This window comes from Arthrobacter sp. U41 (assembly GCF_007679325.1).
Classification (GTDB): domain Bacteria; phylum Actinomycetota; class Actinomycetes; order Actinomycetales; family Micrococcaceae; genus Arthrobacter.
In genome coordinates this window covers 61,455-86,061 of record NZ_VEGI01000005.1, presented here as the reverse complement: position 1 = coordinate 86,061, position 24,607 = coordinate 61,455, and the positions used below count along the sequence as shown (strand labels likewise).

General features: G+C 68.6%; 22 protein-coding genes and 1 pseudogene. 19 read left to right on the top strand and 4 right to left on the bottom strand.

Going from position 1 to position 24,607, the window contains the following annotated elements; translation table 11 throughout:
• Positions 1-33 precede the first annotated feature (33 nt).
• Together FS787_RS14760 and FS787_RS14755 are read left to right on the top strand one after the other, a co-directional pair.
• Entirely contained in the window at positions 34-777 is a 744-nt protein-coding gene (locus FS787_RS14760; protein WP_144673485.1) for a DUF5998 family protein, read from the top strand.
• A gap of 1 nt (position 778) precedes the next feature.
• Positions 779-2,017 (top strand): alkaline phosphatase family protein, encoded by a 1,239-nt coding sequence (locus tag FS787_RS14755; protein WP_144673483.1) that lies wholly within the window; start codon positions 779-781, stop codon positions 2,015-2,017.
• Positions 2,018-2,129: 112 nt separating this feature from the next.
• On the opposite strand, the gene sepH is transcribed toward FS787_RS14755, so the two are convergent.
• The gene (gene sepH / locus FS787_RS14750; protein WP_144673481.1) at positions 2,130-3,536 is read right to left on the bottom strand and encodes a septation protein SepH; all 1,407 of its coding nucleotides are present in this window, start codon (positions 3,534-3,536) and stop codon (positions 2,130-2,132) included.
• Positions 3,537-3,893: 357 nt separating this feature from the next.
• Here sepH and FS787_RS14745 point away from each other — a divergent pair, with 357 nt between their 5' ends.
• Positions 3,894-4,193: a DUF4193 domain-containing protein gene (locus tag FS787_RS14745; protein WP_144673480.1), complete on the top strand. Its 300-nt coding sequence runs from the start codon at positions 3,894-3,896 to the stop codon at positions 4,191-4,193.
• Here the strand turns inward: FS787_RS14745 and FS787_RS14740 are convergent.
• Complete coding sequence (locus FS787_RS14740) at positions 4,190-4,672, bottom strand: DUF3093 domain-containing protein (RefSeq protein WP_144673478.1); 483 nt, start codon at positions 4,670-4,672, stop codon at positions 4,190-4,192. The genes FS787_RS14745 and FS787_RS14740 overlap by 4 nt on opposite strands.
• A gap of 120 nt (positions 4,673-4,792) precedes the next feature.
• Here FS787_RS14740 and dut point away from each other — a divergent pair, with 120 nt between their 5' ends.
• The 4 genes from dut to FS787_RS14720 all read left to right on the top strand — a co-directional run bounded on the left by dut (position 4,793) and on the right by FS787_RS14720 (position 7,451).
• Positions 4,793-5,317: a dUTP diphosphatase gene (gene dut / locus FS787_RS14735; RefSeq protein ID WP_144673476.1), complete on the top strand. Its 525-nt coding sequence runs from the start codon at positions 4,793-4,795 to the stop codon at positions 5,315-5,317.
• A gap of 166 nt (positions 5,318-5,483) precedes the next feature.
• The gene (locus tag FS787_RS14730; RefSeq protein WP_144673474.1) at positions 5,484-6,212 is read left to right on the top strand and encodes a DUF3710 domain-containing protein; all 729 of its coding nucleotides are present in this window, start codon (positions 5,484-5,486) and stop codon (positions 6,210-6,212) included.
• Positions 6,205-6,675, top strand: a complete 471-nt coding sequence (locus FS787_RS14725) for a hypothetical protein (RefSeq protein ID WP_144673472.1) — start codon at positions 6,205-6,207, stop codon at positions 6,673-6,675. Before FS787_RS14730 ends, FS787_RS14725 begins: the two co-directional genes overlap by 8 nt.
• Entirely contained in the window at positions 6,672-7,451 is a 780-nt protein-coding gene (locus FS787_RS14720) for a DUF3159 domain-containing protein (protein ID WP_144673470.1), read from the top strand. The genes FS787_RS14725 and FS787_RS14720 overlap by 4 nt, the downstream gene beginning before the upstream one ends.
• Before the next feature lie 60 nt (positions 7,452-7,511).
• On the opposite strand, the gene FS787_RS14715 is transcribed toward FS787_RS14720, so the two are convergent.
• Together FS787_RS14715 and FS787_RS14710 are read right to left on the bottom strand one after the other, a co-directional pair.
• Positions 7,512-8,237, bottom strand: coding sequence for a TrkA family potassium uptake protein (locus FS787_RS14715; RefSeq protein ID WP_144673468.1), 726 nt, complete (start codon positions 8,235-8,237; stop codon positions 7,512-7,514).
• A complete protein-coding gene (locus FS787_RS14710) occupies positions 8,238-8,909 on the bottom strand; it encodes a TrkA family potassium uptake protein (protein WP_144673466.1) in 672 nt (223 codons plus the stop codon).
• Positions 8,910-9,136: 227 nt separating this feature from the next.
• On the opposite strand from FS787_RS14710, the gene FS787_RS14705 reads away from it, so the two are divergent.
• The 12 genes and pseudogenes from FS787_RS14705 to FS787_RS14650 all read left to right on the top strand — a co-directional run bounded on the left by FS787_RS14705 (position 9,137) and on the right by FS787_RS14650 (position 24,597).
• Entirely contained in the window at positions 9,137-11,113 is a 1,977-nt protein-coding gene (locus FS787_RS14705) for an APC family permease (RefSeq protein WP_186329213.1), read from the top strand.
• Positions 11,110-12,456, top strand: coding sequence for a class I SAM-dependent RNA methyltransferase (locus FS787_RS14700; RefSeq protein ID WP_144673462.1), 1,347 nt, complete (start codon positions 11,110-11,112; stop codon positions 12,454-12,456). The genes FS787_RS14705 and FS787_RS14700 overlap by 4 nt, the downstream gene beginning before the upstream one ends.
• Before the next feature lie 169 nt (positions 12,457-12,625).
• Entirely contained in the window at positions 12,626-15,439 is a 2,814-nt protein-coding gene (locus FS787_RS14695; protein ID WP_144673460.1) for an aconitate hydratase, read from the top strand.
• A gap of 130 nt (positions 15,440-15,569) precedes the next feature.
• Complete coding sequence (gene dxs / locus FS787_RS14690; protein ID WP_144673458.1) at positions 15,570-17,543, top strand: 1-deoxy-D-xylulose-5-phosphate synthase; 1,974 nt, start codon at positions 15,570-15,572, stop codon at positions 17,541-17,543.
• The gene (locus tag FS787_RS14685; RefSeq protein WP_144673456.1) at positions 17,540-18,085 is read left to right on the top strand and encodes a DUF402 domain-containing protein; all 546 of its coding nucleotides are present in this window, start codon (positions 17,540-17,542) and stop codon (positions 18,083-18,085) included. The genes dxs and FS787_RS14685 overlap by 4 nt, the downstream gene beginning before the upstream one ends.
• Positions 18,082-18,639, top strand: a complete 558-nt coding sequence (locus FS787_RS14680; RefSeq protein ID WP_144673454.1) for a hypothetical protein — start codon at positions 18,082-18,084, stop codon at positions 18,637-18,639. The genes FS787_RS14685 and FS787_RS14680 overlap by 4 nt, the downstream gene beginning before the upstream one ends.
• Positions 18,640-18,705: 66 nt before the next feature.
• Positions 18,706-18,924 (top strand): hypothetical protein, encoded by a 219-nt coding sequence (locus FS787_RS14675; RefSeq protein WP_144673452.1) that lies wholly within the window; start codon positions 18,706-18,708, stop codon positions 18,922-18,924.
• Between the two features lie 117 nt (positions 18,925-19,041).
• The gene (locus FS787_RS14670) at positions 19,042-20,019 is read left to right on the top strand and encodes an aldo/keto reductase (protein WP_144673450.1); all 978 of its coding nucleotides are present in this window, start codon (positions 19,042-19,044) and stop codon (positions 20,017-20,019) included.
• A gap of 72 nt (positions 20,020-20,091) precedes the next feature.
• Complete coding sequence (locus FS787_RS14665) at positions 20,092-21,123, top strand: nucleoside hydrolase (protein WP_144673731.1); 1,032 nt, start codon at positions 20,092-20,094, stop codon at positions 21,121-21,123.
• Positions 21,124-21,185: 62 nt separating this feature from the next.
• Positions 21,186-22,083 (top strand): annotated as a pseudogene (locus tag FS787_RS14660) (ECF transporter S component).
• Between the two features lie 19 nt (positions 22,084-22,102).
• Positions 22,103-22,861, top strand: coding sequence for an energy-coupling factor transporter transmembrane component T (locus FS787_RS14655; RefSeq protein WP_144673448.1), 759 nt, complete (start codon positions 22,103-22,105; stop codon positions 22,859-22,861).
• A complete protein-coding gene (locus FS787_RS14650; protein ID WP_144673446.1) occupies positions 22,858-24,597 on the top strand; it encodes an ABC transporter ATP-binding protein in 1,740 nt (579 codons plus the stop codon). Before FS787_RS14655 ends, FS787_RS14650 begins: the two co-directional genes overlap by 4 nt.
• Positions 24,598-24,607 lie beyond the last annotated feature (10 nt).

Here is a 24,607-nt window from a genome sequence, read left to right as displayed (position 1 = left end):
CATGTCCCCAGCCGATCTGTGAAAATGGAGACCATGAGCTTTCAGTCTCCGACACCCAAGCCCCAGGCAACCATCTCCGGACGCCCGGGCACCCACCACCACGGCCTGCATGACCACAGTGCGCAGGGTCAAAGCCTGGAGGGGGCTCTCCAGCAGGCCGGGTTCTACCCCCGGCTGGTGGCCGACGTCGTTGCCGACGCCCTTGACGGGCGCGACTGCGTGGCCCACCTGGTGCACCTCGAGACGCACTTCGACCGCGCCGAGGTCCGCCGCCACATCACGGTGCTGGTCCTGACCGAGGACATGCTGGTCATCACCCACGTGGACGACCAGCAGCTGGACGACGCCGGAGAGCAGACGGTGGCGCAGGTCTCCACCGAATCCGTGCCCGTGACGCAGATCCGCTCCGTGGTGCTCAGCTACGTGTACGCCCAGCCGCAGGACTACAAACCATCGGATCCGGTCCGCGAGCTGACCCTCTCCATCGCCTGGTCCGGCGGCCAGCGCCTCGACATGGGCCCGGCCAGCTGCGGCGACCCGCAGTGCGAAGCCGATCACGGCTACAGCGGCACCATCGCCCAGGAGGACATTGTGCTCCGGATCAGCGCCGAGGCCGACGGCCTGCAGGCTGTCCAGGACGCCAAGCTGTTCGCCCGTGCGCTCCGCGCCGTGAACACCGGGTCCTCCGCCCCGATGCCCCACACCGGCCCCGGGCTCCCGCCCCGCCCGCGGATGGGCGTCTTCGGAAACCGCGCCAGCCGCGGCCACCAGCGCTGAGATGACGCCGGTCCGCGTGTCCGAACCGACGTCCTCCGCCCCGTCCCTCACCGATGCCCCGGCCCGCAACCTGCCCGCGGCTCCGGCCTTCGGCGACCGCTCTGTCGCCGAAGTGCTCACGAGCGCCGCGGCCAGCCTGGGTGTTCCCGGCTTCGAGAACCGCCTGCACCTGCCCGCCTCCAAGCGCGTCTGCGTGGTCCTCGCCGACGGCCTGGGCCGCAACCTGCTGAAGCAGAAATCGGCGCACACACCGTTCCTTCGCTCCGTGATGCAGTCCGGCCAGGGGCAGGTGCCGGTCGCCCTCGATTCGGCTTTCCCCTCCACGACGGCGGCCTCCCTGGCCAGCTTCGGCACCGGACTCGCGGCAGGGCAGCACGGCATGGTGGGCTACGACGTGCTGGACCCGGATCAGGACCGCGTGGTCAACATGCTCGGCGGGTGGGACGCCGGCGTCGATCCGCAGCAGTGGCAGCCGTTCCCCACCGTCTTCGAACGGGCCGCGGACCACGTCGAGGTCACCACGGTCAGCCTCCCGCAGTTCAGCGACTCCGCCATGACCCGGGCCGCGCTCCGGGGAGGCCGCTATGTCACCGCCACCACCTCGCACGCCAGGACCGCGGCCGCTGCCGAGGCGATGGCCGGTGCGGACGGCTCGTTGATGTACTTCTACGTCAATGAACTGGACAAGGCCGGACACCGCCACGGCTGCCAGTCACCGCAGTGGGAGCACCAGCTCGAGGAACTCGACGCCACCGTGAAACGGCTCAGCGCCACCCTGCCGGCGGGCACCACCATCCTGCTCACGGCGGACCACGGGATGCTCGACGTGCCGGAATCCCAACGCATTGACTATTCGGCCGACCCGGACCTCATTGCCGGGGTCCGCCACACGGCGGGCGAGCCGCGGATGGTCCACCTCTATCTCGAAGAGCAGGACGACGACGCCGGCCGCGTCCGGCTGGTTGACGCCTGGCGGGCCCGTTTCGGCGAACGGATCTGGGCCTTTACCCGGGAGGATGCCATCGCGGGTGGGCTCTTCGGCGAGGTCCGGGCCGAGGTGGCCCCGCGGATCGGCGACGTGATGATCGCTGCCCGGGAGCCGCTGGCTCTCTATGACACGCGGCGCGTCCGGCCCACAGCACTGGAAGTCGTGGGCCAGCACGGTTCACTGACGAGGGCTGAACGCGAAGTCCCGCTGCTGTGCTTTCAGGCGGACGGAAAAAGGGCTCCCCGCTCCTGACTGCGCGTTCAGCCTGCCGGCCCGTTTTGACTGCCGGCCGTTTTTGCCTGTCAGCGGTGTTTGCCTGTCAGCGGTGTTGTGCCGGCCGGCGGGCCGGGACCCGCGGCTTCAGCTAGTCGCCGCGGGCGCCAAAGACGATTTCGTCCCAGCTGGGGATGCTGGAGCGCTTCGATTTCGCCGGCTGCCGCTCGGGTTGGTCCGCATCGCGGTCGTCCGGGGCCGGGGCCGCGGATTCACGCTGCTGGCGCCGCGAGGTCCCGCCGCCCAGGAGTTCGTCGAGCCCCGGGCTGGTTGTGGGACCCTGCTGGCCGACGGGCCGCAACTGGGACGCCGCAATGGTGATTTCCGTGGTTTCGGTGCTGACACCGTCATGCAGTTTGAGCGCATCGTCCGGACCGTCCTCATGGCGCGGAGCAAGAGTCAGCCGCGACATGATCGAGGGCCTGCCGTCGCGGCGGCGTTCCCACGGATCGGAGGCCGGTCCGGGTTCCGTCTCCGCGGCCTGCGGCGCCGGCGTGTCGCCTCCGTCTGCGTAAAGGTCATGGCCGCTGCCGGCCTCGACGCGGTCCTGCCCGTTGCTGTCCTGGTCATCGCCTTCCAAGCCGGCAGGTACTTCGGCAAGGACCTCCGAGGGCCTTGGGTGCGCCGCGGGAACGCTGCTGGTCAGGAGTTTGGCGAGGGCGTCGTCGGCGTCTTCGTCCACGCCGAGGCGCTGGCCCCGGCGGGAACGCAGCATGTCGAGCAAGCCGTCTGACTCCTGCTCCTGCTCCTGCTTCAGCTGCTGGACCACCTGAAGCTGCGCGGTCGCGGTGCGTGCGGCAGCATCGGCGTCGGTCTCAAAATCAAAAGGGCGGTCCGAGACAGCCGTGAGCCGGCGCGCGGGGACCGGTCCGTCGAGGGGCTCCAGTTCGCTGAGCTGCTGAGCCCAGCGGTTCGCGTTCTGCAGGGATTTCCGGGCCGGGCTGAACGTCCACATGGCCGGCGGTTCCTCACCGATACCGACAGGGCCGCCGGGCTTGGCCTCGAAGCGTGCCACCACGTTCCAGCTGCCATCGGGGCGCCGCCAGGAGTCCCACTCCACCGACGAGACTTCGATGCCGTGTGCACTGAGCCGGTGGGCAACCATGTCGCCGAGCAATGCCGGCTGGTCTCCGAACACCGAACGGTACACGTCGTGGCCGGGGGAGGGGGCGGCAACTTCCACCTTGCGGGCCTGCTGGGCAACGTACTCGCGCTCAGCGAGCACGGGACCCTCGTAGCGCTGGACTTTTGCGAGCGGAATCCCGGAGAGCTCCGCCACCTCCGCCGCCGTCGAGCCGCCGCGGATCCGCGCCTGGATATCGCGCGGTGACATGGAAATGGGTGCGGCGGCCGCGACGGAGGCGGCCTTGGCCGTCGTCCGGCTGGCTGCCACCCGCAGTGCTTCATCGATTGGCAGCTGGAACATCTCGCCGCCGGCGCCGCTCAACAGGAGATGCTCCCCGTCGTCGTGGACGCCTACAAGCCGTAGATCCTGCATACAAATCCTCCACCCTGGCATTACTAACAATCGAAACTCTGCCACCGATGCGGACCATTTCCGGTGAGGATGGAGGGCGCGCCGTGATTTTCCGCGAATTTGCGGCTCATTCCGGGTCATCGGCTGCCCCGGCGGGCGCCCGGGCCCGGATGCGGCGGCCGGTGTCCGCAGTCCCGGACCAGAGGACTCTGGCTTTCACCGGAGGCTTAAGCAAAAATGACCCGACATCGGGCACAAAAACCGCGTGACCGGCGTTGACATCGGAGAACCGCTCCCGGAGGGCCAGGGCCACCGCCCGGCAGGACCTTCAGAGGACGGCAACCCAACGGAACGACTGCGGAGTGTGAGCAACAAATAATGGCGACAGACTACGATGCGCCGCGCAAGACCGAGGAGGACCTCAGTGAGGACTCCCTTGACGCGTTGAAAGCGCGCCGCACGGAAAAGCCGTCCACAGTGGTCGATGAAGACGAATCGGACCTTGCCGAAGGCTACGAACTCCCCGGCGCCGACCTGTCCGGGGAGGAACTGCTGGTCCGGGTGCTGCCGGCCCAGGCCGACGAATTCACCTGCGCCTCCTGCTTCCTCGTCCGCCACCGTTCGCAGATCGCCCGTGAGAAGGACGGCCTCAAGTACTGCAAGGACTGTGAGGGCTAAGCCTTCAGCGCGGCGAGCAGTTCGTCCGGGTGGCGGGAGGACGTGAGCCAGTACGGCGTGCGGTCGGACGGATCAGTGATTTCGATCCGGACCACAGGATCGATCCACCCGCGGATGCACAGGAAGGCCAGGCCGTTGAGGCGGGTGCCGCGTTCCGCCGTCGCCTCTTTGCCGCGGTAGGCCGAGGCGGTGCCCACGAAGCGGCGGTCGATGCTGGCCCGGCCGATGCGCAGCGTGGAGCCGGTGACGGTGATGGTGGGGGTGGAGAGGACCAGAAGCACGGCGATGATCGCGAACAGGACAACCGCCGCGGTGAGTCCTGCAGCCATGCTGATGGGCGCGAACACGAAGATCCCGGCGCCCGACAGTCCCGCCGCCACCAGCCAGATCCAGACGTTGGGCCAGAGCTTCTCGTTGTACAGAACGGCGTCGCTGGGGGTGTTGTTGGGGGCAGGCACTGCTGCACTGGATTCGGGCATAGGCCCAGCTTTCCACTTTTCCCGGGCTATTTCACCTTGGCGGCGGAAGCGGCGGCGGGGGTCTGAGAGCGCCGGCCGCGGCTAGGCCGTTCTTCCGTGCTGGCGTTAGAGTGAGGGACTGTGACTGAAGAAACGACTGCAGGAAAGCCCCCGGCACAGCAAGAGACCGCTACCGCGGCGGAATACGGCGCCGCCACGCTGACGGTGGAACTGAAGATGCTCGACGACGGCCTGGAACCGCCGTCGTACGCTCACCCGGGCGACGCCGGTGCGGACCTGCGCGCCCGCGAGGACGTGGTGCTGGAACCGGGGGAGCGCAGGCTGGTCCCCACCGGTGTTTCCATTGCCCTGCCCGATGGTTTTGTGGCCCTGATCCACCCGCGGTCGGGGCTCGCGACGAAGCACGGACTGACCGTGGTGAACGCCCCCGGCACCGTCGACGCCGGCTACCGCGGGGAAATCGCGGTGACCCTGCTCAATACTGACCTCCGGCAGGCGATCGAACTCAAGCGCGGCGATAGAATTGCACAAATGGTCATTCAGCGCGTGGAGTACGCCCGGTTCCTGCCGGTCCAGGAGCTCAGCGGCTCGGTTCGCGGCGGCGGAGGCTTCGGATCCACCGGCGGTTTCGGCGCGCCGGTCTGACCGGCAGCCCGCACCACCCGCAGTATTTACGCAGGGACTTATGAGCAGGACCAACGACAGGACGTATCGGCCGGCCGCTGTTGCTGCACAGAGAGCATCAAGCGGCAGGCGCCGCGCGGTCGCGGACGACGCTGCGGCACAGGATCACAACTAAGGAGAGAACCCCATGGTTTTTGGGCGTGGCAGGAAAACCAAGCAGGAACCGACGGACCCCGGGGAAACCCCGGAGGCAGTTGCCGACGCTTCCGTCGATGACACTGCCGGGACGCCCTCCGCTGTCCCCGGTCGCGGCGCCACGGGTCCCTTCGACGTGTCGGAAATCGAGGACCAGGACGGCTACGTGGACCTGGGCGCCCTCCTGATCGCTCCCGCGGAAGGCCTGCAACTGCGGCTCGAGGTCGAAGAGGCCACGCAGCGGGTCGTCGCCGTCACCATGGACCTGAACGGTTCGAGCCTCCAGCTCCAGGCCTTCGCGGCTCCCCGCTCCGAAGGCCTGTGGGACGAAATCCGCGAGCAGATCGGCCAGTCGGTCGGCAGCCAGGGCGGCCAGGTCGAGGAAGTCCAGGGCGGCTTCGGCACCGAACTGCTCGCCAAGCTCCCGGCCAGCGGCGCCGACGGCAGCCACGGCTACCGCGTGGCCCGCTTCATCGGCGTCGACGGTCCCCGCTGGTTCCTTCGCGGCGTGCTCGGCGGCGAGGCTGCTGTGGACCGCGACGCGGCCGCCGGGCTTGAGGCGCTGTTCCGGCAGATTGTGGTGGTCCGCGGAGAGAACCCGATGCCGCCGCGGGACCTGCTGCAGCTGCGCCTGCCCAAGGACAATGCCGCACCCGCCCCGCAGTCCGCCCAGGACCTCGAGCGGCCCGAACGTGGACCGGAGATTACCCAGATTGGCTGATGCCCGTCGCCAGGATCCGGCTTCCCCGGTCTCCGTGAGGGGGCTGCCGGACCGCGGTCGGGTGGTGTGCCACGGCTTCATTGAGTCGGTCACTTACGCCCCGGCCAGCCAGGTGGCTGCCTTCACGGCGGTTGTTGTGGACCACGATGCGCCCGGCAGTAAGGCGCTGGGGGCCAAGAGCCGCGGCACCGGGGCAGTTCCCGCGGGCCCGGCAGCCGGCCGGCCCGAAACAGTGCAGCCCGGCGCAGCCCGACCCGCCGCATCCCAGCCTGCCGGCGCCCGGCGCCAGCGGCCGTCCGGTCCCAAGGACCGGCTCCGGGTGGTCTGGCTGGGACGCCGCCGCATCCCCGGAGTCGACGCCGGCACCGAACTCCGCCTGCAGGGCATGGTCACCATCCGCGACGGCCTGCCCACCATGTTCAATCCCCGCTACGAAATACTCTCCCGCCAGGAGGAGCAATGACCGTGCCCGAGAAGTCCGAACCAGCAGCCGGGCAGGACCCGGCAGGGCAGAACCCGGCACGGAAGGTTCCAGCCGGGCAGGTTCCGGTTGACCAGCCCGCGGCACCTCAGCCGACCGTCGCGGACCTCGCCGAAGGCTACGCGGCCAAGGCCGGGCTCCACCGTTCCAGCAACGGCAACATCGACGTGCTCAAAAGCGCCGGCGGGATCCAGGGCATCGCCGAAAGCATCCTTCCCGGCCTGGTGTTCCTGGTCACTTTCACGATCACCCGCGAACTGCCCCTGGCTCTGATCCTTTCGCTGGCCGCGGCCGGCACGTTCACCGTTGTCCGCCTGGTCCAGCGCAAACCGCTGACGCAGGCACTGGCGGGGATCGTCGGCGTCGGGATCTCCGCGTGGCTTGCCAACAGCACCGGCAAGGCGGAGGACTTCTACGTTCCGGGGTTCTTCACCAACGCCGCCTACATTGTGGCGATGGTGATCTCGATTGCCGTCCGCTGGCCGTTCGCGGGGCTGATCTTCGGCTTCATCCGGAACGAGGGCCTGGACTGGCGGAAGGATCCCGCCAGGGTCAAGGCGTACCAGATCGGCACCTGGGTGATCATCGCGGTGCTTGCCCTGCGGTTGCTGGTCCAGGTCCCGCTGTACTTCATGGGCGAGCAGGGCTTCGCGGCCCTCGCCACCACACGGCTCCTGATGGGCGCGCCGCTGTACATCCTGGGCATCTGGATCGCCTGGCTGCTGACCAAGCCCGCTCCGGCCGCCAAAACCGTTTGACCTGTCAGTTGGAGCGGTTATCCGGGTGCGATAACCGCTCCAACTGATAGCGCAACGGAGTCAGCCGTCGAAGCCGTCGTCGGCGGCAGCGGCCGCCGGCTCATGCTCAGGCTCGTCCTCGTCCGCAGGCTCAGCGGAGAGCAGGGCGCGCAGCTCGTCCTCAGCCGCAATCGTGGTCACGAAGAACAGTTCGTCCCCGCCGTCGATTACGTCGTCGCGGCTCGGGGTGATGGGCGCCTGGTCCCGCAGGATCGCCACGAGGGTGGAGTCCTCCGGCCAGTCAATGCTTCCCACCGTCAGCCCGATCACGTGCGAATCATGGGGAACCGTGAACTCGACCAGGGATGACACCCCGGTCTGCAGGGTCAGCAGGCGGACCAGGTCGCCGATCTCCACCGCCTCCTCCACCAGTGCGGTCATCAGCTGCGGGGTGTTAACCGCGACGTCGACGCCCCAGGAATCATCGAACATCCAGTCGTTCTTGGGGTTGTTGACCCGGCCCACCGTCCGTCCGACGCCGAATTCGGTTTTCGCGAGCAGCGAGACTACCAGGTTCACCTTGTCGTCGCCGGTGGCGGAGACCACGACGTCGGCGTCCTCCAGTTTCGCGTCCTGGAGCGTGCTCAGCTCGCAGGCGTCGCCGACCAGCCAGTGGGCACCGCGCAGGCCGCTGCGCCCGATCACTTCCGGCTTCAGGTCGATCAGCAGGATCTCGTGTTTGTGGGCCAGCAGTTCGCGCGCGATCGAGGAACCGACGCTTCCCGCCCCGACAATGACGACTTTCATTTAGGACTCCTTGGCGGGGGACTTGGCAAGAATGTGGGCGACTTCGGTGCTCCGGTCCACGCCCAGCATGGCATGCACGGTGTCGCCGTCCTGGTACAGGGTGCCGGCCACGGGCAGCATGCCCTCGCCGAACCGGGTGAGGTAGGCGACCCGGATACCTGCCGCCTTCTCGATCGCGGTCACCGGGTGGCCGATCCACTCAGGGTCCAGGTCCACCTCGGCGAGGACCAGCCGGCCGGAGGGGTCCCGGAAATCGCCGGCGAGGTGCTGTTCGGGCAGGATCCGCCGGAGTACCTGGTCGGCGCTCCAGCGCACGGCGGCGACCGTGGGGATGCCCAGCCGCTGGTAGATCTCCGCGCGGCCCGGATCGTAGATCCTGGCGACGACGTGGGGCACATGGAAGGTTTCGCGGGCCACCCGGGTGGCCAGGATGTTGGAGTTGTCGCCGCTGGAGACAGCCGCGAAGGCATAGGCGTCCGTGACGCCGGCCTGCTTCAGGGTCTCCCGGTCGAATCCGACGCCGGTGACCTTGCGGCCCGTGAAGCCCGCGCGGAGCCGCCGGAACGCGCGGTCATCCTGGTCAATGATGGCCACGGAGTGGCCCGCGTCCTCGAGGGTGTGCGCGAGGGTTGCCCCCACGCGGCCACAACCCATGATCACGAAGTGCGCCAACCGTGCCTCCTACTTATTCCTTTGACTGCTGCTGCGTAAAACAATACCGGCCACTGCCGGGCACGGAGCCAGCCGCGCAACCTGCCGCGCAACCTGCCCTGCAGCAGCGCGGAGCCACCCGCCCGGCAGCCTGCCCGGCCGCCCGCCCGGCGGCCCGCACGGAGGGCTAGACGGGCAGGGAATGCCGCCGTCATGACATCGGGTCCGATTGGGACTAGCTTTGTGTGGTGCCGACAATTTTCAATGCCGTGAAGCGGGTGCTGGTAGGCAGGCCGTTCCGGAACGACAACCTGGCCCACACCCTGCTTCCCAAGCGGATCGCCCTGCCCGTTTTCGCCTCTGACGCGCTCTCCTCCGTGGCGTACGCACCGGACGAAATCCTCCTGACGCTGGCGCTGGCCGGCGTCAGCGCCGTGGCATTCTCGCCGTGGGTGGGACTCGCCGTGATGGTGGTCCTGCTGACCGTGGTCGCTTCCTACCGCCAGAACGTGCACGCCTACCCCTCCGGCGGCGGCGACTACCAGATCGCGAACGAGAACCTGGGCAAGTACGCCGGACTCACCGTCGCCTCCGCACTGCTGGTCGACTACGTGCTGACCGTCGCCGTGTCGATGTCCTCCGCCGCCACCTACCTGACCACCGCCGTTCCCGCGCTGCACGGCCAGCAGGCGGGCATCGCGGCGATCGGCGTCGTGATCCTGGCCCTCGTGAACCTGCGCGGCATCAAGGAGGCCGGCACCCTCTTCGCCCTGCCGACCTATATTTTTATGGCGTCCATCCTCGGCATGACCGCCGTCGGCGTCTTCCAGGCCGCCACCGGCCAGCTGGGCGAGGCGCCCTCGGCAGCCTTTACGATTGTTCCCGCGCCCGGCTTCGACGAAGGCCTTATTGGCCTCGCCGGCGCGTTCCTGCTGCTCCGTGCGTTTTCCTCCGGCGCCGCGGCGCTGACCGGCATTGAGGCCATCAGCAACGGCGTGCCCAACTTCAAGAAGCCCAAGAGCAAAAACGCCGCCACCACGCTGCTGCTGCTCGGCGTGATCGCCGCTTCCATGCTGGCCGGGATCATCTACCTCGCCAATGCCACAAAGGTGCACATCGTGCTGGATCCGGCCACCGAGTTTCTGCTGAACGGCCAGCCGCCCCCTGAGGGGTACATCCAGAGTCCGGCGATCAGCCAGATCGCCCAGACCATCTTCGGCGGCGGGTCCATCTTCTTTTTCATCGTGGTTGCCGCCACCGGGGTGATCCTCGTGTTCGCATCCAACACGGCGTTTAACGGTTTTCCTGTCCTGGGCTCGATCCTGGCCCAGGACGGTTACCTGCCCCGCCAGCTGCGCACCCGGGGGGACCGGCTGGCCTTCAGCAACGGCGTCCTGGCCCTGGCCGCCGGCGCCCTGGTGCTGATCATCGCGTTCAACGCGGACGTCACCAAGCTCATCCAGCTCTACATCGTGGGCGTCTTCATCTCCTTCACGGTCAGCCAGCTGGGCATGATCCGGCACTGGGGCCGGGAGCTGAAGCTCGCCAAGGACCCGGCGGTGAAGCGGCGGATGGTCAAGTCCCGCACCATTAACACCATCGGCTTCGGCATGACCGCGCTGGTTTTGGTGATCGTCCTCGTCACCAAGTTCCAGCAGGGCGCCTGGATAGCGCTGGTGGCCATGTTGGTGCTGTTCCTGATCATGTGGAGCATCCGGGCGCACTACGACAACGTGGCCAAGGAGCTCGCGGTGGACGAGGACACCTCGCCGCGCGCCCTGCCCACCCGCGTGCACGCCGTGCTGCTGGTCTCGCACGTCCGCAAGCCGGTGCTCCGGGCGCTGGCTTACGCCCGCGCGTCCCGGCCCTCCCGGCTGGACGCCATCACCGTGGACATCAGCACCGAAGAGACCGAACAAACGGTCGCGGACTGGGAGAAGCTGGAAATCCCGGTACCGTTGACGGTGCTGGCCAGTCCGTTCCGCGAAACGGTGACGCCCATCATGGAGTACATCAAGAACATGCGGCGCGATTCGCCCCGTGACCTGATCGTCGTCTACATCCCCGAGTACGTGGTGGGCAAGTGGTGGGAGCAGCTGGTGCACAACCAGACAGCGCTGCGCATCAAGACCCGGCTGCACTTCGAACCGGGCGTTATGGTGGCCAGTGTGCCGTGGCAGCTGAAATCATCCGAAGAAGCCAAGAGACTGCAGGACATCCAATGAGTTCCGAGACCCAGACGCAATCCCATACCGAGCTGACCGTCGACGTCGGGCCGGTGGCCCACGGCGGGCACTGCGTGGCCCGGCATGAAGGGCGCGTGGTGTTCGTCCGCCACGGCATTCCCGGTGAAAAGGTCCGGGTCCGCCTCACGGAGTCCGGCCCGGACGCGAAGTTCTGGCGCGCCGACGTCGTGGAAGTGCTTGCCGCTTCCCCGGACCGGGTGGAGCACTTCTGGGACCTGGCAGATTCCGTACGTTCCTGGTCCCACCGCCACCCGCCTGTGGGCGGCGCCGAACTCGGCCACATCTCCCTGGAGCGCCAGCGCAGCCTCAAGGCCGAGGTACTGGCCGAACAGCTGCGCCGCCTGGCCGGCGTCGACCGGCCCATCACCGTGGAAGCGGTGGGGGAACCCGGAACGCCGCAGACGGCCGGCCTCGCCTGGCGGACCCGCGCCGGCTTCGCCGTGACCCCGGCCGGGAAGCTCGGCATGCACGCGCACCGCTCCGAGACCGTCCTCCCCGTCCGGGACATGCCCCTGGCCGTGGACGCCATCAACGCGCTCAGACTCTGGGACATCGACCTGCAGGGCATCGACCGCATTGAAGTGGCCGCCCCGGCCAACGGTTCCCGCCCGCTGGTGCTCCTGGTCCCGGCCGCGGGAACCCGCGCGAAGCGGCTTAGTGCGGTTCTCTCCCACTTGCCCGAGGACGTCTCGGTGGCCAGCTTCGACCCGGTCAAGGGCGAGGTCCTGCGGCTGCGCGGGCGCACCTACGTGCAGGAATCCGCCGCCGGCCACGACTACCGCGTCACCGGCGACGGTTTCTGGCAGATCCACCGCGACGCCCCGGACACCCTCATCGGCGCCGTCACCGGCTTCCTGCACGACGGCGGCTTCCTGGACGCCGGCGCCGCGGTCGCGGACCTCTACGCCGGGGCTGGCCTTTTCACCGGGCCGCTCGCGGACGCCGTGGGCGTCACCGGGTCCGTCCTGTCCGTGGAAGGCTCGCCCGGGACCAGCCGGGACGCCCGCAAGAACCTCCATGACGCACCCCAGGTCGAAATCGTCCAGGGCCGGGTGGAGCGGGTGCTGCGCGATAAGGCGCGCACGTTCGACGCCGTCCTGTTGGACCCGCCGCGGGCCGGCGCCGGAAAGGCCGTAGTGAACCAGCTGGTCGCCGCCGGCCCCCGGGCCGTCGCCTACGTGTCCTGCGATCCCGCGTCCTTTGCCCGCGATGTGGGCTATTTCCAGCAGTCCGGCTGGGAACTGAACGGGCTGCGGGCGTTTGACCTGTATCCGCACACACATCACATGGAGACTGTGGCGCTGCTGACTCCCCGGGGCTGAGGCCACTAGGATGGGCGGAGTAGTCCGACGTCGCGCTCCGTAATCACGGCTGACCTCCTGCACCTTACTGATCCTTGTGCGAACAAGGCCAAGCATTAGTTAGGACCACCTAACTAGCAAGGGGTCTGCGGCGCGACAAAGATGAAACTGTTGCGAGAGGAGTCCTGCGATGAGCATTGTGGACAGCTTCGGTTCAAAAGGCAAACTTAATGTAGCCGGTACCGAATACGAAATTTTCCGGTTGAACTCCGTTGAAGGTGCAGAAAACCTTCCGTTCAGCCTCAAGGTATTGCTTGAAAACCTGTTGAGGACCGAGGACGGCGCCAACATTACGGCCGATCACGTCCGAGCACTGGCCGGCTGGGACCCCAGCGCCGAGCCCGACACTGAAATCCAGTTCACGCCGGCGCGCGTGATCATGCAGGACTTCACTGGCGTGCCCTGCGTTGTGGACCTTGCCACCATGCGTGAAGCAGTCAAGGAACTCGGCGGAGACCCCAAGCGGGTCAACCCCCTGGCACCTGCCGAGATGGTGATCGACCACTCCGTGCAGATCGACGCCTTCGGCAACTCCGGCGCACTGGAGCGCAACATGGAGATCGAGTACCAGCGCAACGGCGAGCGGTACCAGTTCCTGCGTTGGGGCCAGACCGCGTTCGACGACTTCAAGGTGGTCCCGCCGGGAACCGGCATTGTGCACCAGGTCAACATCGAGTACCTGGCCCGCACCGTGATGACCCGTGAAGTTGACGGAGCTCTCCGGGCCTACCCGGACACCTGCGTCGGCACCGACTCCCACACCACCATGGTCAACGGCCTGGGCGTGCTGGGCTGGGGCGTGGGCGGCATCGAAGCCGAGGCAGCGATGCTCGGCCAGCCCGTCTCCATGCTGATCCCGCGCGTCGTGGGCTTCAAGCTGACCGGGTCCATCCCGGCCGGCGCGACCGCCACCGACGTCGTCCTGACCATCACCGAACAGCTGCGTAAGCACGGTGTGGTGGGCAAGTTCGTGGAATTCTACGGCGAAGGCGTCGCGGCTGTGCCGCTGGCCAACCGCGCCACCATCGGCAACATGAGCCCGGAGTTCGGCTCCACGGCCGCCATGTTCCCGATCGACGACGTCACTCTCGACTACCTGCGCCTCACCGGCCGGTCCGAGGAAAACGTTGCCCTGGTGGAGTCCTACGCGAAGGAACAGGGCCTCTGGCACGACCCCTCCCGCGAGATCAAGTTCTCCGAGTACCTCGAGCTGGACCTGTCCACGGTTGTACCGTCGATCTCCGGCCCGAAGCGCCCGCAGGACCGCATCATCCTCACCGAGTCCAAGGACCAGTTCCGCCAGGACCTGCGCAACTACGTGAAGGAAGATCTGGTCGACGGCAGCGTGGACGAGGCCATCGACGAAAGCTTCCCCGCTTCCGACTCGCCGTCCTTCACGGGCTCCGGCAGCCACCTCACGGACGAGGCCCCGCACGCGCACGGCCCGGCGGCCAATGGCCGCCCGTCCAACAAGGTCAGCGTCACCACCGCGGACGGCCGCGAGTTCGAGCTGGACCACGGTGCGGTGTCGATCGCCTCGATCACGTCCTGCACCAACACGTCCAACCCGTCCGTGATGCTGGCCGCCGCACTGCTGGCCCGCAACGCCGTCGACAAGGGCCTGACCTCGAAGCCGTGGGTCAAGACCTCCGTGGCTCCCGGGTCCAAGGTGGTCACGGACTACTACAACAAGTCCGGCCTGACCCCGTACCTGGAGAAGCTCGGCTTCTACATCGTCGGCTACGGCTGCGCGACCTGCATCGGCAACTCCGGCCCGCTCGACGCCGAGATCTCCGAGGCCATCCAGGCCAACGACCTCTCCGTCACCGCTGTGCTGTCCGGCAACCGCAACTTCGAAGGCCGCATCAACCCGGACGTGAAGATGAACTACCTGGCCTCCCCGCCGCTGGTCATCGCCTACGCCCTGGCCGGGACCATGGACTTCGATTTCGACAACGATGCCCTGGGCCAGGACGAGGCCGGCAACGACGTCTTCCTGAAAGACATCTGGCCGAACCCGGTTGAGGTCCAGCAGGTCATCGACTCCTCGATCGACAAGGACATGTTCGCCCGCGGCTACGAGGGCGTCTTCGAAGGCGACGACCGCTGGAAGGCACTCTCCACCCCGGCCGGCGACACCTTCGCCTGGGATCCGAAGTCCACGTACGTCCGGAAGCCCCCGTACTTCGAGGGCATGAAGGCGCAGCCGGAGCCCGTCAAGGACATCACCGGCGCACGCGTGCTGCTGAAGCTCGGCGATTCCGTCACCACGGACCACATCTCCCCGGCAGGTTCCTTCAAGTCGGACACCCCGGCGGGGCAGTACCTGCTGGCCAACGGTGTGGAACGCAAGGACTTCAACTCCTACGGTTCACGCCGTGGCAACCACGAGGTCATGATCCGCGGAACGTTCGCGAACATCCGCATCAAGAACCAGATCCTGGACGGCGTCGAGGGTGGCTTCACCCGCGACTTCACCCAGGCTGACGGCCCGCAGGCCTACGTCTACGACGCCGCGCAGAACTACCAGGCCGCCGGCATCCCGCTGGTGGTCCTGGCCGGCAAGGAGTACGGCTCCGGCTCATCCCGTGACTGGGCAGCCAAGGGCACCGCGCTCCTGGGCGTCAAGGCCGTCGTAGCCGAAAGCTACGAGCGCATCCACCGCTCCAACCTGATCGGCATGGGCGTCCTGCCGCTGCAGTACCCGGCCGGCCAGAACGCTGCCAGCCTCGGGCTGACCGGCACGGAAACCTTCGCGGTTGAAGGCGTCACCGCCCTCAACGAAGGCACCACGCCGAAGACGCTCAAGGTCACTGCCACCGCTGTTGACGGCACCGTCACGTCCTTCGATGCGGTCCTGCGCATCGACACCCCGGGCGAGGCGGACTACTACCGCAACGGCGGCATCCTGCAGTACGTGCTGCGCCAAATTTCGGCGAGCTAGCGCAGACCAGCAGTCCAACGAGAAAGCCCCGGCCCGTCACCGACGGACCGGGGCTTTCCCGTTCCGGCACCAGGGCTTCTCCGGAGGCGTTAGAGTTAAAAGGCATGTCTACCACCCGAAGGAGGGGCCGTTGGGAATCTTGGAGACCATCCGGAATCCGCAGGACCTGAGCAAGTTGTCCGAGGCGCAGCTGGATCAGCTGGCAGCCGAGGTCAGGGAATTCCTGATCGGCAACGTCTCCCAGACGGGCGGGCACCTGGGTCCCAACCTCGGCGTCGTTGAACTCACTATCGCTGTCCACCGGATCTTCGATTCCCCCCGTGACAGCATCGTTTTCGACACCGGCCACCAGTCGTACGTGCACAAGCTCCTCACCGGACGCCAGGACTTCAGCACCCTGCGCCAGCAGGGCGGCCTGTCCGGCTACCCGGACCGCGCCGAATCCGAGCACGACATCGTCGAAAGCTCGCACGCCTCCTCCTCGCTCTCCTGGGCGGACGGGATCTCCCGCGCCCGGCAGCTGACCGGCGACGGCGACCGGTACGTCATCGCCGTCGTCGGCGACGGCGCCCTCACCGGCGGCATGGCCTGGGAGGCCATCAACAACATCGCCGCGGACAAGAAACGCCGCGTGGTGATCGTTGTGAACGACAACGGCCGCTCCTACGCGCCCACCGTGGGCGGATTCGCGGACTACCTCGCCTCGCTGCGCCCCACCATCGATTCCTTCCGCGCCGCACCCGCCTACGAGGGCACCCTGGACTGGTGGCGGAGGAAGCTGCAGAACGGCGGACCCGCGGGCCAGTTCACCTACCGCAGCCTGCACGCCATGAAAAAGGGCGTCAAGGACTGGTGGGCCCCGCAGGGCATGTTCGAGGACCTCGGGATGAAGTACATCGGCCCCGTGGACGGCCACAACCTCCAGGCCATGGAAGCCGCACTGGCCACCGCCAAGAACTACGCCGGTCCCGTGATTGTGCACGCCATGACCGAAAAGGGCCACGGCTACGCGCCCGCCCGCGCCCACGAAGCCGACCAGTTCCACGCCGTCGGGATTATCGACCCGGAGACCGGCGAACCCACCGAGGCCGGCGGCGCGAAGTCCTGGACGTCCGTCTTCGCCGACGAGATCGCCGACATCGCGGATGAGCGGCAGGACATCGTGGGCATCACGGGCGCCATGCTGATCCCCGTCGGGCTGCACAAGTTCGCGGCGCGGCACCCGGAGCGGGTGTTCGACGTCGGCATCGCCGAACAGCACGCCCTCACCTCCGCCGCCGGCATGGCTTTCGGCGGACTGCACCCCGTCGTCGCGGTCTACGCGACGTTCCTGAACCGCGCCTTCGACCAGCTCCTGATGGACGTCGCCCTGCACAAGGCCGGCGTCACCATCGTCCTGGACCGGGCCGGTGTCACCGGACCCGACGGCGCCAGCCACCACGGCATGTGGGACATGGCCATGGTCCAGATCGTGCCCGGCCTGCACCTCGCCGCACCCCGCGACGCCACCCGGCTGCGCGAGGAGCTGCGTGAAGCCGTCGCCATCGAGGACGCCCCCACGGTGATCCGCTACTCCAAGGGCACCGTCGGGGCCGAGGTGGAGGCCATCGAGCGGCTCAGCGACGGCGTGGACGTGCTGGCGCGCCGCCCGGCCGGCTCCAGCGACAACGACGTGCTGATCGTCAGCGTCGGGGCGATGTCCGAACTCGCCCTGGACGTGTCCAACCGGCTCGGCGCGCAGGGCATCAGCTCCACGGTGGTGGATCCGCGCTGGGTCCTCCCGGTTCCCCAATCCGTCATCGCCCTCGCCTCCCACCACCGCCTCGTCATCTGCATCGAGGACGGAGTCCGCGCCGGCGGCGTCGGGTCCCGGATCCGGCAGGAAATGCGGGCCGCCGGGGTGGACACCGCCCTCAACGAGGTGGGCCTCCCGGTCGAGTTCCTGGTCCACGGATCCCGCAGCCAGGTCCTGGAGCGGGTCGGCCTGACCGCGCAGCAGATCACGCACGACGTCGTCGCGCAGGTCCTGGGGACCAAGGTGCCGTTCGCGCGGCCCCTTCCCGGGCAGACGCATCCCACCACGGGCAGCCTGCCGATTCAGTGAGGACACCCGACGGCCTGGCGCCGGGCGACCTGGTGGTCTCCCGGAACCGGAAATGGAACGGCACAGCGCACTGGGTGGTGCCCGGGACGTATCTTGGCGAGGACGCCCATGGCTGGTGGATCTTCCAGGGAACCAATGAGTTCTGCTCCCGCCCGGGCGCGGCGTTCTATGCCGAATCCGACGCCGTGCTGCTGGTCCCGCGCTCCGGCGAGTACGTGGCCACCTTCTACGACGAAGCCCACCCCGCCGGGGTCCAGGTCTACGTGGACCTGGCGACGGACCACGGCTGGATGCCGATCCGGCCGGGAGTCACCGAGTTCCACCTGATCGACATGGACCTGGATGTGATCCGGACCGTGGACCGCGGAGTGTACGTGGACGATGAGGACGAGTTTGCCGAGCACCGGATCGAGATGGGCTACCCCGCAGACGTGGTGGACCGGATCACCGCCGCGTCAGATCAGCTTTACCAGGCCGTCAAGGCACAGCAGCCACCGTTCGACGGCACAGACCGCGAATGGTTCAGGAGAGGACGGGCATGAGCGGAATTATCCGGGTCTATAAGCGGGACGAAGAAGGCACCCTGCAGTTCAGGGAAGCCTGGATCGACGAGGAGTTCAACGAATTCGTCATGAACCACGGCGTCGTGGGGCACCAGAGCACCACGGAAGAGACCGACGCCGCCGACTCCGAGGCCGCGGAGCGGCTTATGGATGCCTTCGCCGTGCAGTGCGCCGAAGACGGGTACGCCGAAATTCCCGAGGGGGAGCAGTTCTGGGTGGTGGCCCAGTACGCACTGAAAACCAAGGACGGGACCTCCCGGGACCGGTACCTCGAGGAAAAGGCCAAGGACGCGCTCATCAGCCACCTGGCCTGGCGCGGGCTCGGAGTCGTGGACCGCTCGGAGTTCTCCGACGCCAAGCTCAACATCTTCATCCTGACCCCGGACGTCAACAAGGCCGTCAATGCCATCAAGGTCTGCATCCGCGGCGAGGACCTCGACTTCACCAAGCTGAGCATCGGCGCCGCAGCGTTCGGCGAGACGTCGTTCAAGCTCAAGCACTCACCGAAGCCGGCCAACAGCTTCACGCTTTAGGAACACCTGCACGGAGCCGGGCACGGCTCGCATCAGTTTGGGGGCAACCGACTGAAAGGCAACGCAATGACGCGCAGATCATCCCAACCAGGCAACACTCCGCTCCCCGCGGGACTGGCGGCGCCGGCACGCAGGTCGCTGGCGCACGCGGGGGTGGAAACCCTCGAACACCTCGTGCAGCTTGGCCGGCGCCGGCTTGCCGGGATGCACGGTATCTGCCCGCGGACACTTGCCCAGCTCGAGGATGCCCTGGACGAACGAGGGCTGGAACTGCCCGCAGGGTGACCGCGCTGCCCCCAGACGCGCCCACAGTCGCGCCCACGGCCGCCTGACGCCGGCTGCCGGGAGCGGCCCCGCCTGCCCTGCCCGGGAGCGGCGCCCGGCCGTTATAGGCTGAACCCCATGACTGAATACCGCCGTGTGGGAAATTCCGGACTGACCGTCTCCGTCGTAGGGCTGGGTTGCAACAACCTGGGCCGGGCCAATACGGCCACCGAGTCGCAGGAGGGGACCGACGCCGTTGTGCATGCGGCCCTGGACGCCGGCATCACCTTCTTCGACGTCGCGGACACCTACGGCAAGGAACCTGGCCTCAGCGAGACCATGCTGGGCAAGGCCCTGCGGGGCCGCCGCGACGACGCCGTGATCGGCACGAAGTTCGGCATGGACATGCGCGGCGCCAACGGCAACGACTTCGGTGCCCGCGGCTCCCGCCGCTACATCATCAAGGCCGCCGAGGCCTCGCTGCGCCGGCTCGGCACGGACTGGATCGACCTCTACCAGTTCCACACCCCCGACCCCCTGACCCCGATCGAGGAGACCCTCGACGCCCTCGACGAGCTCGTCACCAGCGGCAAGGTCCGCTACATCGGCCACTCCAACCGCGCCGGCTGGCAGATCGCCGAGGCCGAATTCGTGGCCCGCGCCCGCGGCGGAGCGCGCTTCATCTCCAGCCAGAACCACTACAACCTGCTGGACCGCCGCGCTGAACTTGAGGTCACCCCCGCCGCCGAAGCCTACGGCCTGGGCGTCCTGCCGTACTTCCCGCTGGCCAACGGCCTGCTGACCGGCAAGTATGCCAAGGACACTGCTCCCGAGGGCTCGCGCCTCAGCCACACCCGCACCAACCTGGTTCACGACGCCGACTGGGACCAGCTGGGTGCCTTCACTGAATTCGCCGCCGAACGCGGCCTGAACGAAATCCAGGTTGCGTTCTCCTGGCTCGCGGCCCAGCCCTCGGTCAGCAGCGTCATCGCCGGCGCCACCCGGCCCGAACAGGTCCGTCAGAATGCGGCCGCCGTGGCCTGGGTCCCCAGCGCCGCGGAACGTGCCGAGCTGGGCGACCTCTTCCCGCGGACGCCGAAGGTCGCGCTGTTCTAGATGGAGCTGACCTCCACGGCCGCCATCCCGGGGGCCCTGCCTGACGTGCCCGCTGCACGCCGGAGAATCCTGATGGACGTCGACACCGGAATCGACGACGCACTGGCCCTGGTCTACCTCCTCTCCCGCCCGGAGGTCCACCTCCAGGCGATCACCTGCACGGCCGGGAACGTTGGTGCCCGGCAGGTGGCGCTCAACAACCTGGCGCTGCTGGAGCTCTGCGGCCGGCAGGGCGTCGAAGTGGCCGTCGGAGCCGAGGTGCCGCTGGAAATCCCGCTGGTCACTACCGAGGAGACCCACGGGCCGCAGGGGATCGGCTACGCCGAGCTGCCGGCACCGGCCGCCCGCATCTCGCCGCGGCACGCCGTCGACATCTGGGTGGACGAAGTCAGGGCGCACCCGGGGGAGATCACCGGGCTCATCACGGGCCCGCTGACCAACTTCGCCCTCGCCCTGCGCCGCGAACCCGAACTGCCGCGGCTGCTCAAAGGCCTCGTGATCATGGGCGGCAGCTTCTACTACCAGGGCAACACGACGCCGACGGCGGAATGGAACACCTCGGTGGACCCGCACGCGGCCAAGGAGGTCTTCGCCGCCTTCCGCGGCCTGCCGGAGGACAAACTGCCGCTGGTGTGCGCGTTGGAGACGACGGAGCGCATCGAGATGCTGCCCGACCATCTCCGGCGCCTCGGCGAGGCCGCCGGCGCGGGGCCGGAACTGGTCCTGCCGGAGCAGCCGGAGGGCCTCCGCAGCGCCTCGGCCAGCCCGCTTGTGGCCTGCCTGTCCGACGCCATCCGGTTCTACATGGAGTTCCACCGGCTCTACGATCAGGGCTATGTGGCGCACATGCATGACGCCTTCGCGGCCTGCGCCGCCGTCGGACGCACCCCGTTCACGGCCCGCCTGGCCACGGTCGACGTCGAAACCGCCTCGCCGCTGCTGATCGGCACCACGGTGGCGGACTTCCGCGGTCGCTGGGGCGTGCCGCCCAACGCCCGGATCGTGGCCACCAACCACCCGGAGCAGTGCTTCGAGGAGCTGATTTCCTCCATCGGCGCACTGGCGCGGCGGATCACGTCCGCCGGGCCGCCCGCAACTGGTTAGGATGGTAGCTGCGCCGAGGTGACATAGGCGGATGTTGCAGCTCCCATCGAAGGACCATCCCCATGTCACAGCAGTCCCTGACCCTCCCTGCCACCGGCTCCGCCGCCGGCAGAACTAAGGCACAGCGCAACCGCCGCCTGCTGGAACTGGGCGGCGCCGCCGCGATCGCGGCCACCTACCTCTTCCTGGTCCTCACCCAGCCGGCGGACATCGCCAACGGCCCGGCCAGCTTCCCGGCGCTCGTGGCCCTTGGCGGATTCCTGCTGGGCGCCGTCCTGCTGATCGCCGCGGCGCTTCCGGCCCTCCCCACCTCCACGCTGGTGCTCATGCCGGTGGCCCTGGTCCTGAACGTCGTGCTGGGGCAGCTCATGGGCACCACCGGGCTGCCGTTCTACGTCGACGCCATCGGCACCGTGCTGATCGCGGTCCTCGCCGGCCCCGCCGCAGGAGCCGCCACCGGCGCCCTCAGCACCATTGTGTGGTCCTTCATCAACCCGACCGTGCTGCCTTTCGCGGCCGGGGCTGCGCTGATCGGCTTCCTGGCCGGCCTGGCAGCCCGCAGCGGTCTGTTCCGGCGCTTCTACCTCGCGCCCGTGGCTGGCTTTGTCACCGGCATCCTCGCCGGCGTCGTCTCCGCCCCGATCGCGGCTTTCGTCTTCGGCGGCACCGCGGGCCCTCGGCACCGGAGCGGTGGTCAGCGCGTTCCGCGCGATGGGCGACACCCTGCTCGCCGCCATCACCAAGCAGGCGTTGATCTCCGACCCCATGGACAAGGCCATTGTCTTCGCTATTGCCGCCCTGCTGGTCTATGCGCTGCCGCGGCGCACCACCTTCCAGTTCCCGTTCGTCCGCAAGTTCCGGGTGCTCGCCGGTAGGAGCGTTGCCGCGCCGGAGCGCCAGCAGCAGACTCAGACGGAGAGGCAGGCGCAGACGCAACCGGACAGTCAGCCGCAAGCCTGAGCTGGAAGCGCCCACAAGAATGCCCTCCACCCTTCACCCGCTGACGTCGCTGACGGCGGCCGGCTGCGCCGCGGTGATGACGACGGCGGCAGGCCACTGGCCGCTGTCCGTCGCGGTCGCCCTCGCGGCGGCCCTCCTGGCCATCCGAGCCGGAGTCGGCCGCCGCGTGCTCGCCGCAGCGGCGGCGGTCCTGCTGCCCCTGGGGCTGTCGCTGCTGATGCTTCACGGGCTGTTCTTCCCGGAGGGACGCACCGTCCTGGCTGCCTGGGGGCCGGCCCGGGTCACGGTGGAAGGACTGTCCTTCGCCCTGGAGGCGGGCACCCGGACAGGCGCCTGCGTGCTGGTGCTGTTGCTCTTCTCCTTCACCGTCAGCGCCCCCGACCTGGTCGCCGCGCTGGCCGCGCGGGGGCTGCCGCCGCAGTTCGGCTTCGTCCTGGCCTCCGCGCTGACACTCCTGCCGGCCATGGCCGGCAGGCTCGATGCCGTCAGGGCGGCGCAGGAAGCCCGCGGACTGGTGGTCCGCGGCGGTGTGGTGTCCCGGCTCGTTGCGGTACGGGTCCAGATGGTCCCGCTCGTCCTGGGCCTGATGGAGGACTCCGGGAACCGCGCCCAGGCCCTGGACGCCCGTGGCTTCGGCACCCCGGGCCCCACCACCAGCTACCGCGAAGTGCAGGACCCGCCCGCCCAGCGCCGGTTCCGGGCCGCGCTCCTGGTGCTCGCCGGTACCGCCGTGGCACTCCGGCTCGGGGCCTCCTGGCCGGCCCCGGGATTCCCATGACAACCGGCGCACCCACGACAACCGGCGCACCCACGACAACCGGCGCACCCACGACAACCGGCGCACCCACGACAACCGGCGCACCCGTGACGGCAGCTACCGTCACCACGCCCGGGCACGCCGTGCTGACCGCCCGGATCGGCAGCTTCACCTTCCACGGGGATACTGATCCTGCGCTGCGGGACGTCGAGGTCAGCGTCCCGTCCGGCATGTTGACCGCCGTCCTGGGCGGATCCGGCAGCGGCAAAACCACCCTGGGGAAGCTGGTGGCCGGCTGGCTCCGGCCCGGACAGTCCGGAACGCTCGCCGGCGCCCTGGGGTTGGCGGGAGAGCTGCTGGAGTTCCGCGGCGGCCCGGACGATCCCCGGATCAATCCCGCCGCCTGGGCGGGCCGGGTGGGCTACGTCCCGCAGGATGCGGCCGCCATGCTCTCCACTGTGCGCTCCACGGTGGCCGAGGAGATTGCCTTCGGCCTTGAGAACCGTGGCACCGCCCGGCCGGACATGGTCAGGGAGGTTGCCCGCATCGCGGAGCTGACCGGGCTGGCCGCACTCCTGGGCAGGGACCCCGCCACTCTGTCCGGCGGAGAACTGCGCCGGCTGGCCATCGCCTGCGCTGTTGTGACCGGCCCCGACGTCCTGGTGCTCGATGAGCCGCTGGCCTCCCTGGACGCGGCCGGGGTCATCCTGGTCCGGGACCTCGTCAGCCGGCTCACCGGTGCCGGTACCGCCGTCGTTGTCTTGAGCCAGGCGGTTGACGGACTGGTCCGCCCCGCCGCGCACTGGCTGCTCCTCGACGGCGGCACCGCCACCGCCGGCGGCCCGCCCCGGGAGCTGATCCGGTCAGCCGAACTCGCCCGGACCGGGACCGTGATCCACGCAGTGACCCACACCGCTGCCGCCCGCACTGTTAGCCAAGCTCCGGTCATCCAAGCTCCGGTCATCCAGGCTCCGGCCGCCCAACCGCCGGTCGTCCAAGCGTCGGGCATCCAACGGCAGGCAGCCCTCCGGGACGCCCGGCAGGAGCCAGCGCCCGCGCACCAGCCCGAGTTCCAGCCCAAGCCCCAGCCCGCGCCGGCCCTGGAGCTGAACAGCGTCGGGTTCAGCTTCCCGCCGGACGGCCGGGCTGTGGCGGAGCCGGTGTTGCGGGATCTGAGCCTCGCGGTGCGGCCCGGCGAGATTGTTGCCGTCACCGGAAGGAACGGGGCCGGGAAGTCAACGCTGCTGCGCCACCTCAACGGGCTGCTCCGCCCGGACACCGGGGAAGTGCGGGTCTCCGGAACCAGCATTGCCGGTCTCCCGGCCGGCCGCGTGGCAGCTTCGGTGGGACTGCTCTTCCAGCACCCCCGGGACCAGCTGTTTGAGCGGACGGTGCTGCGGGAGGTCAGCTTCGGCCTCCGGAGGCTCTTTGGCAAGGAGGCCGGCGCCCGGGCGCAGGCGGCGCTGGCCGCCGTCGGGTTGTCCGCGGACGCGGAAACGCACCCGGCGGAACTGCCGTCCTCGAAACAGCGGCTGCTCGCCCTGGCGACCGTCCTGGCCCGCGAACCTGCCGTGCTCGTCCTGGATGAGCCGGCCGTGGGACTGGACCGGCATGGACTGGAGTTCCTGCACCGGGCCATCGAGGACTCGGCCGCGCGGGGCGTTGCCGTCGTGCTTGTCACCCACGACCTCAGCTATGCCCGGGCGACTGCACACAGGGTCTTAAAGCTCAGCGGCGGCGGGCTTCAGGAACTCTGAAGACCGCCGC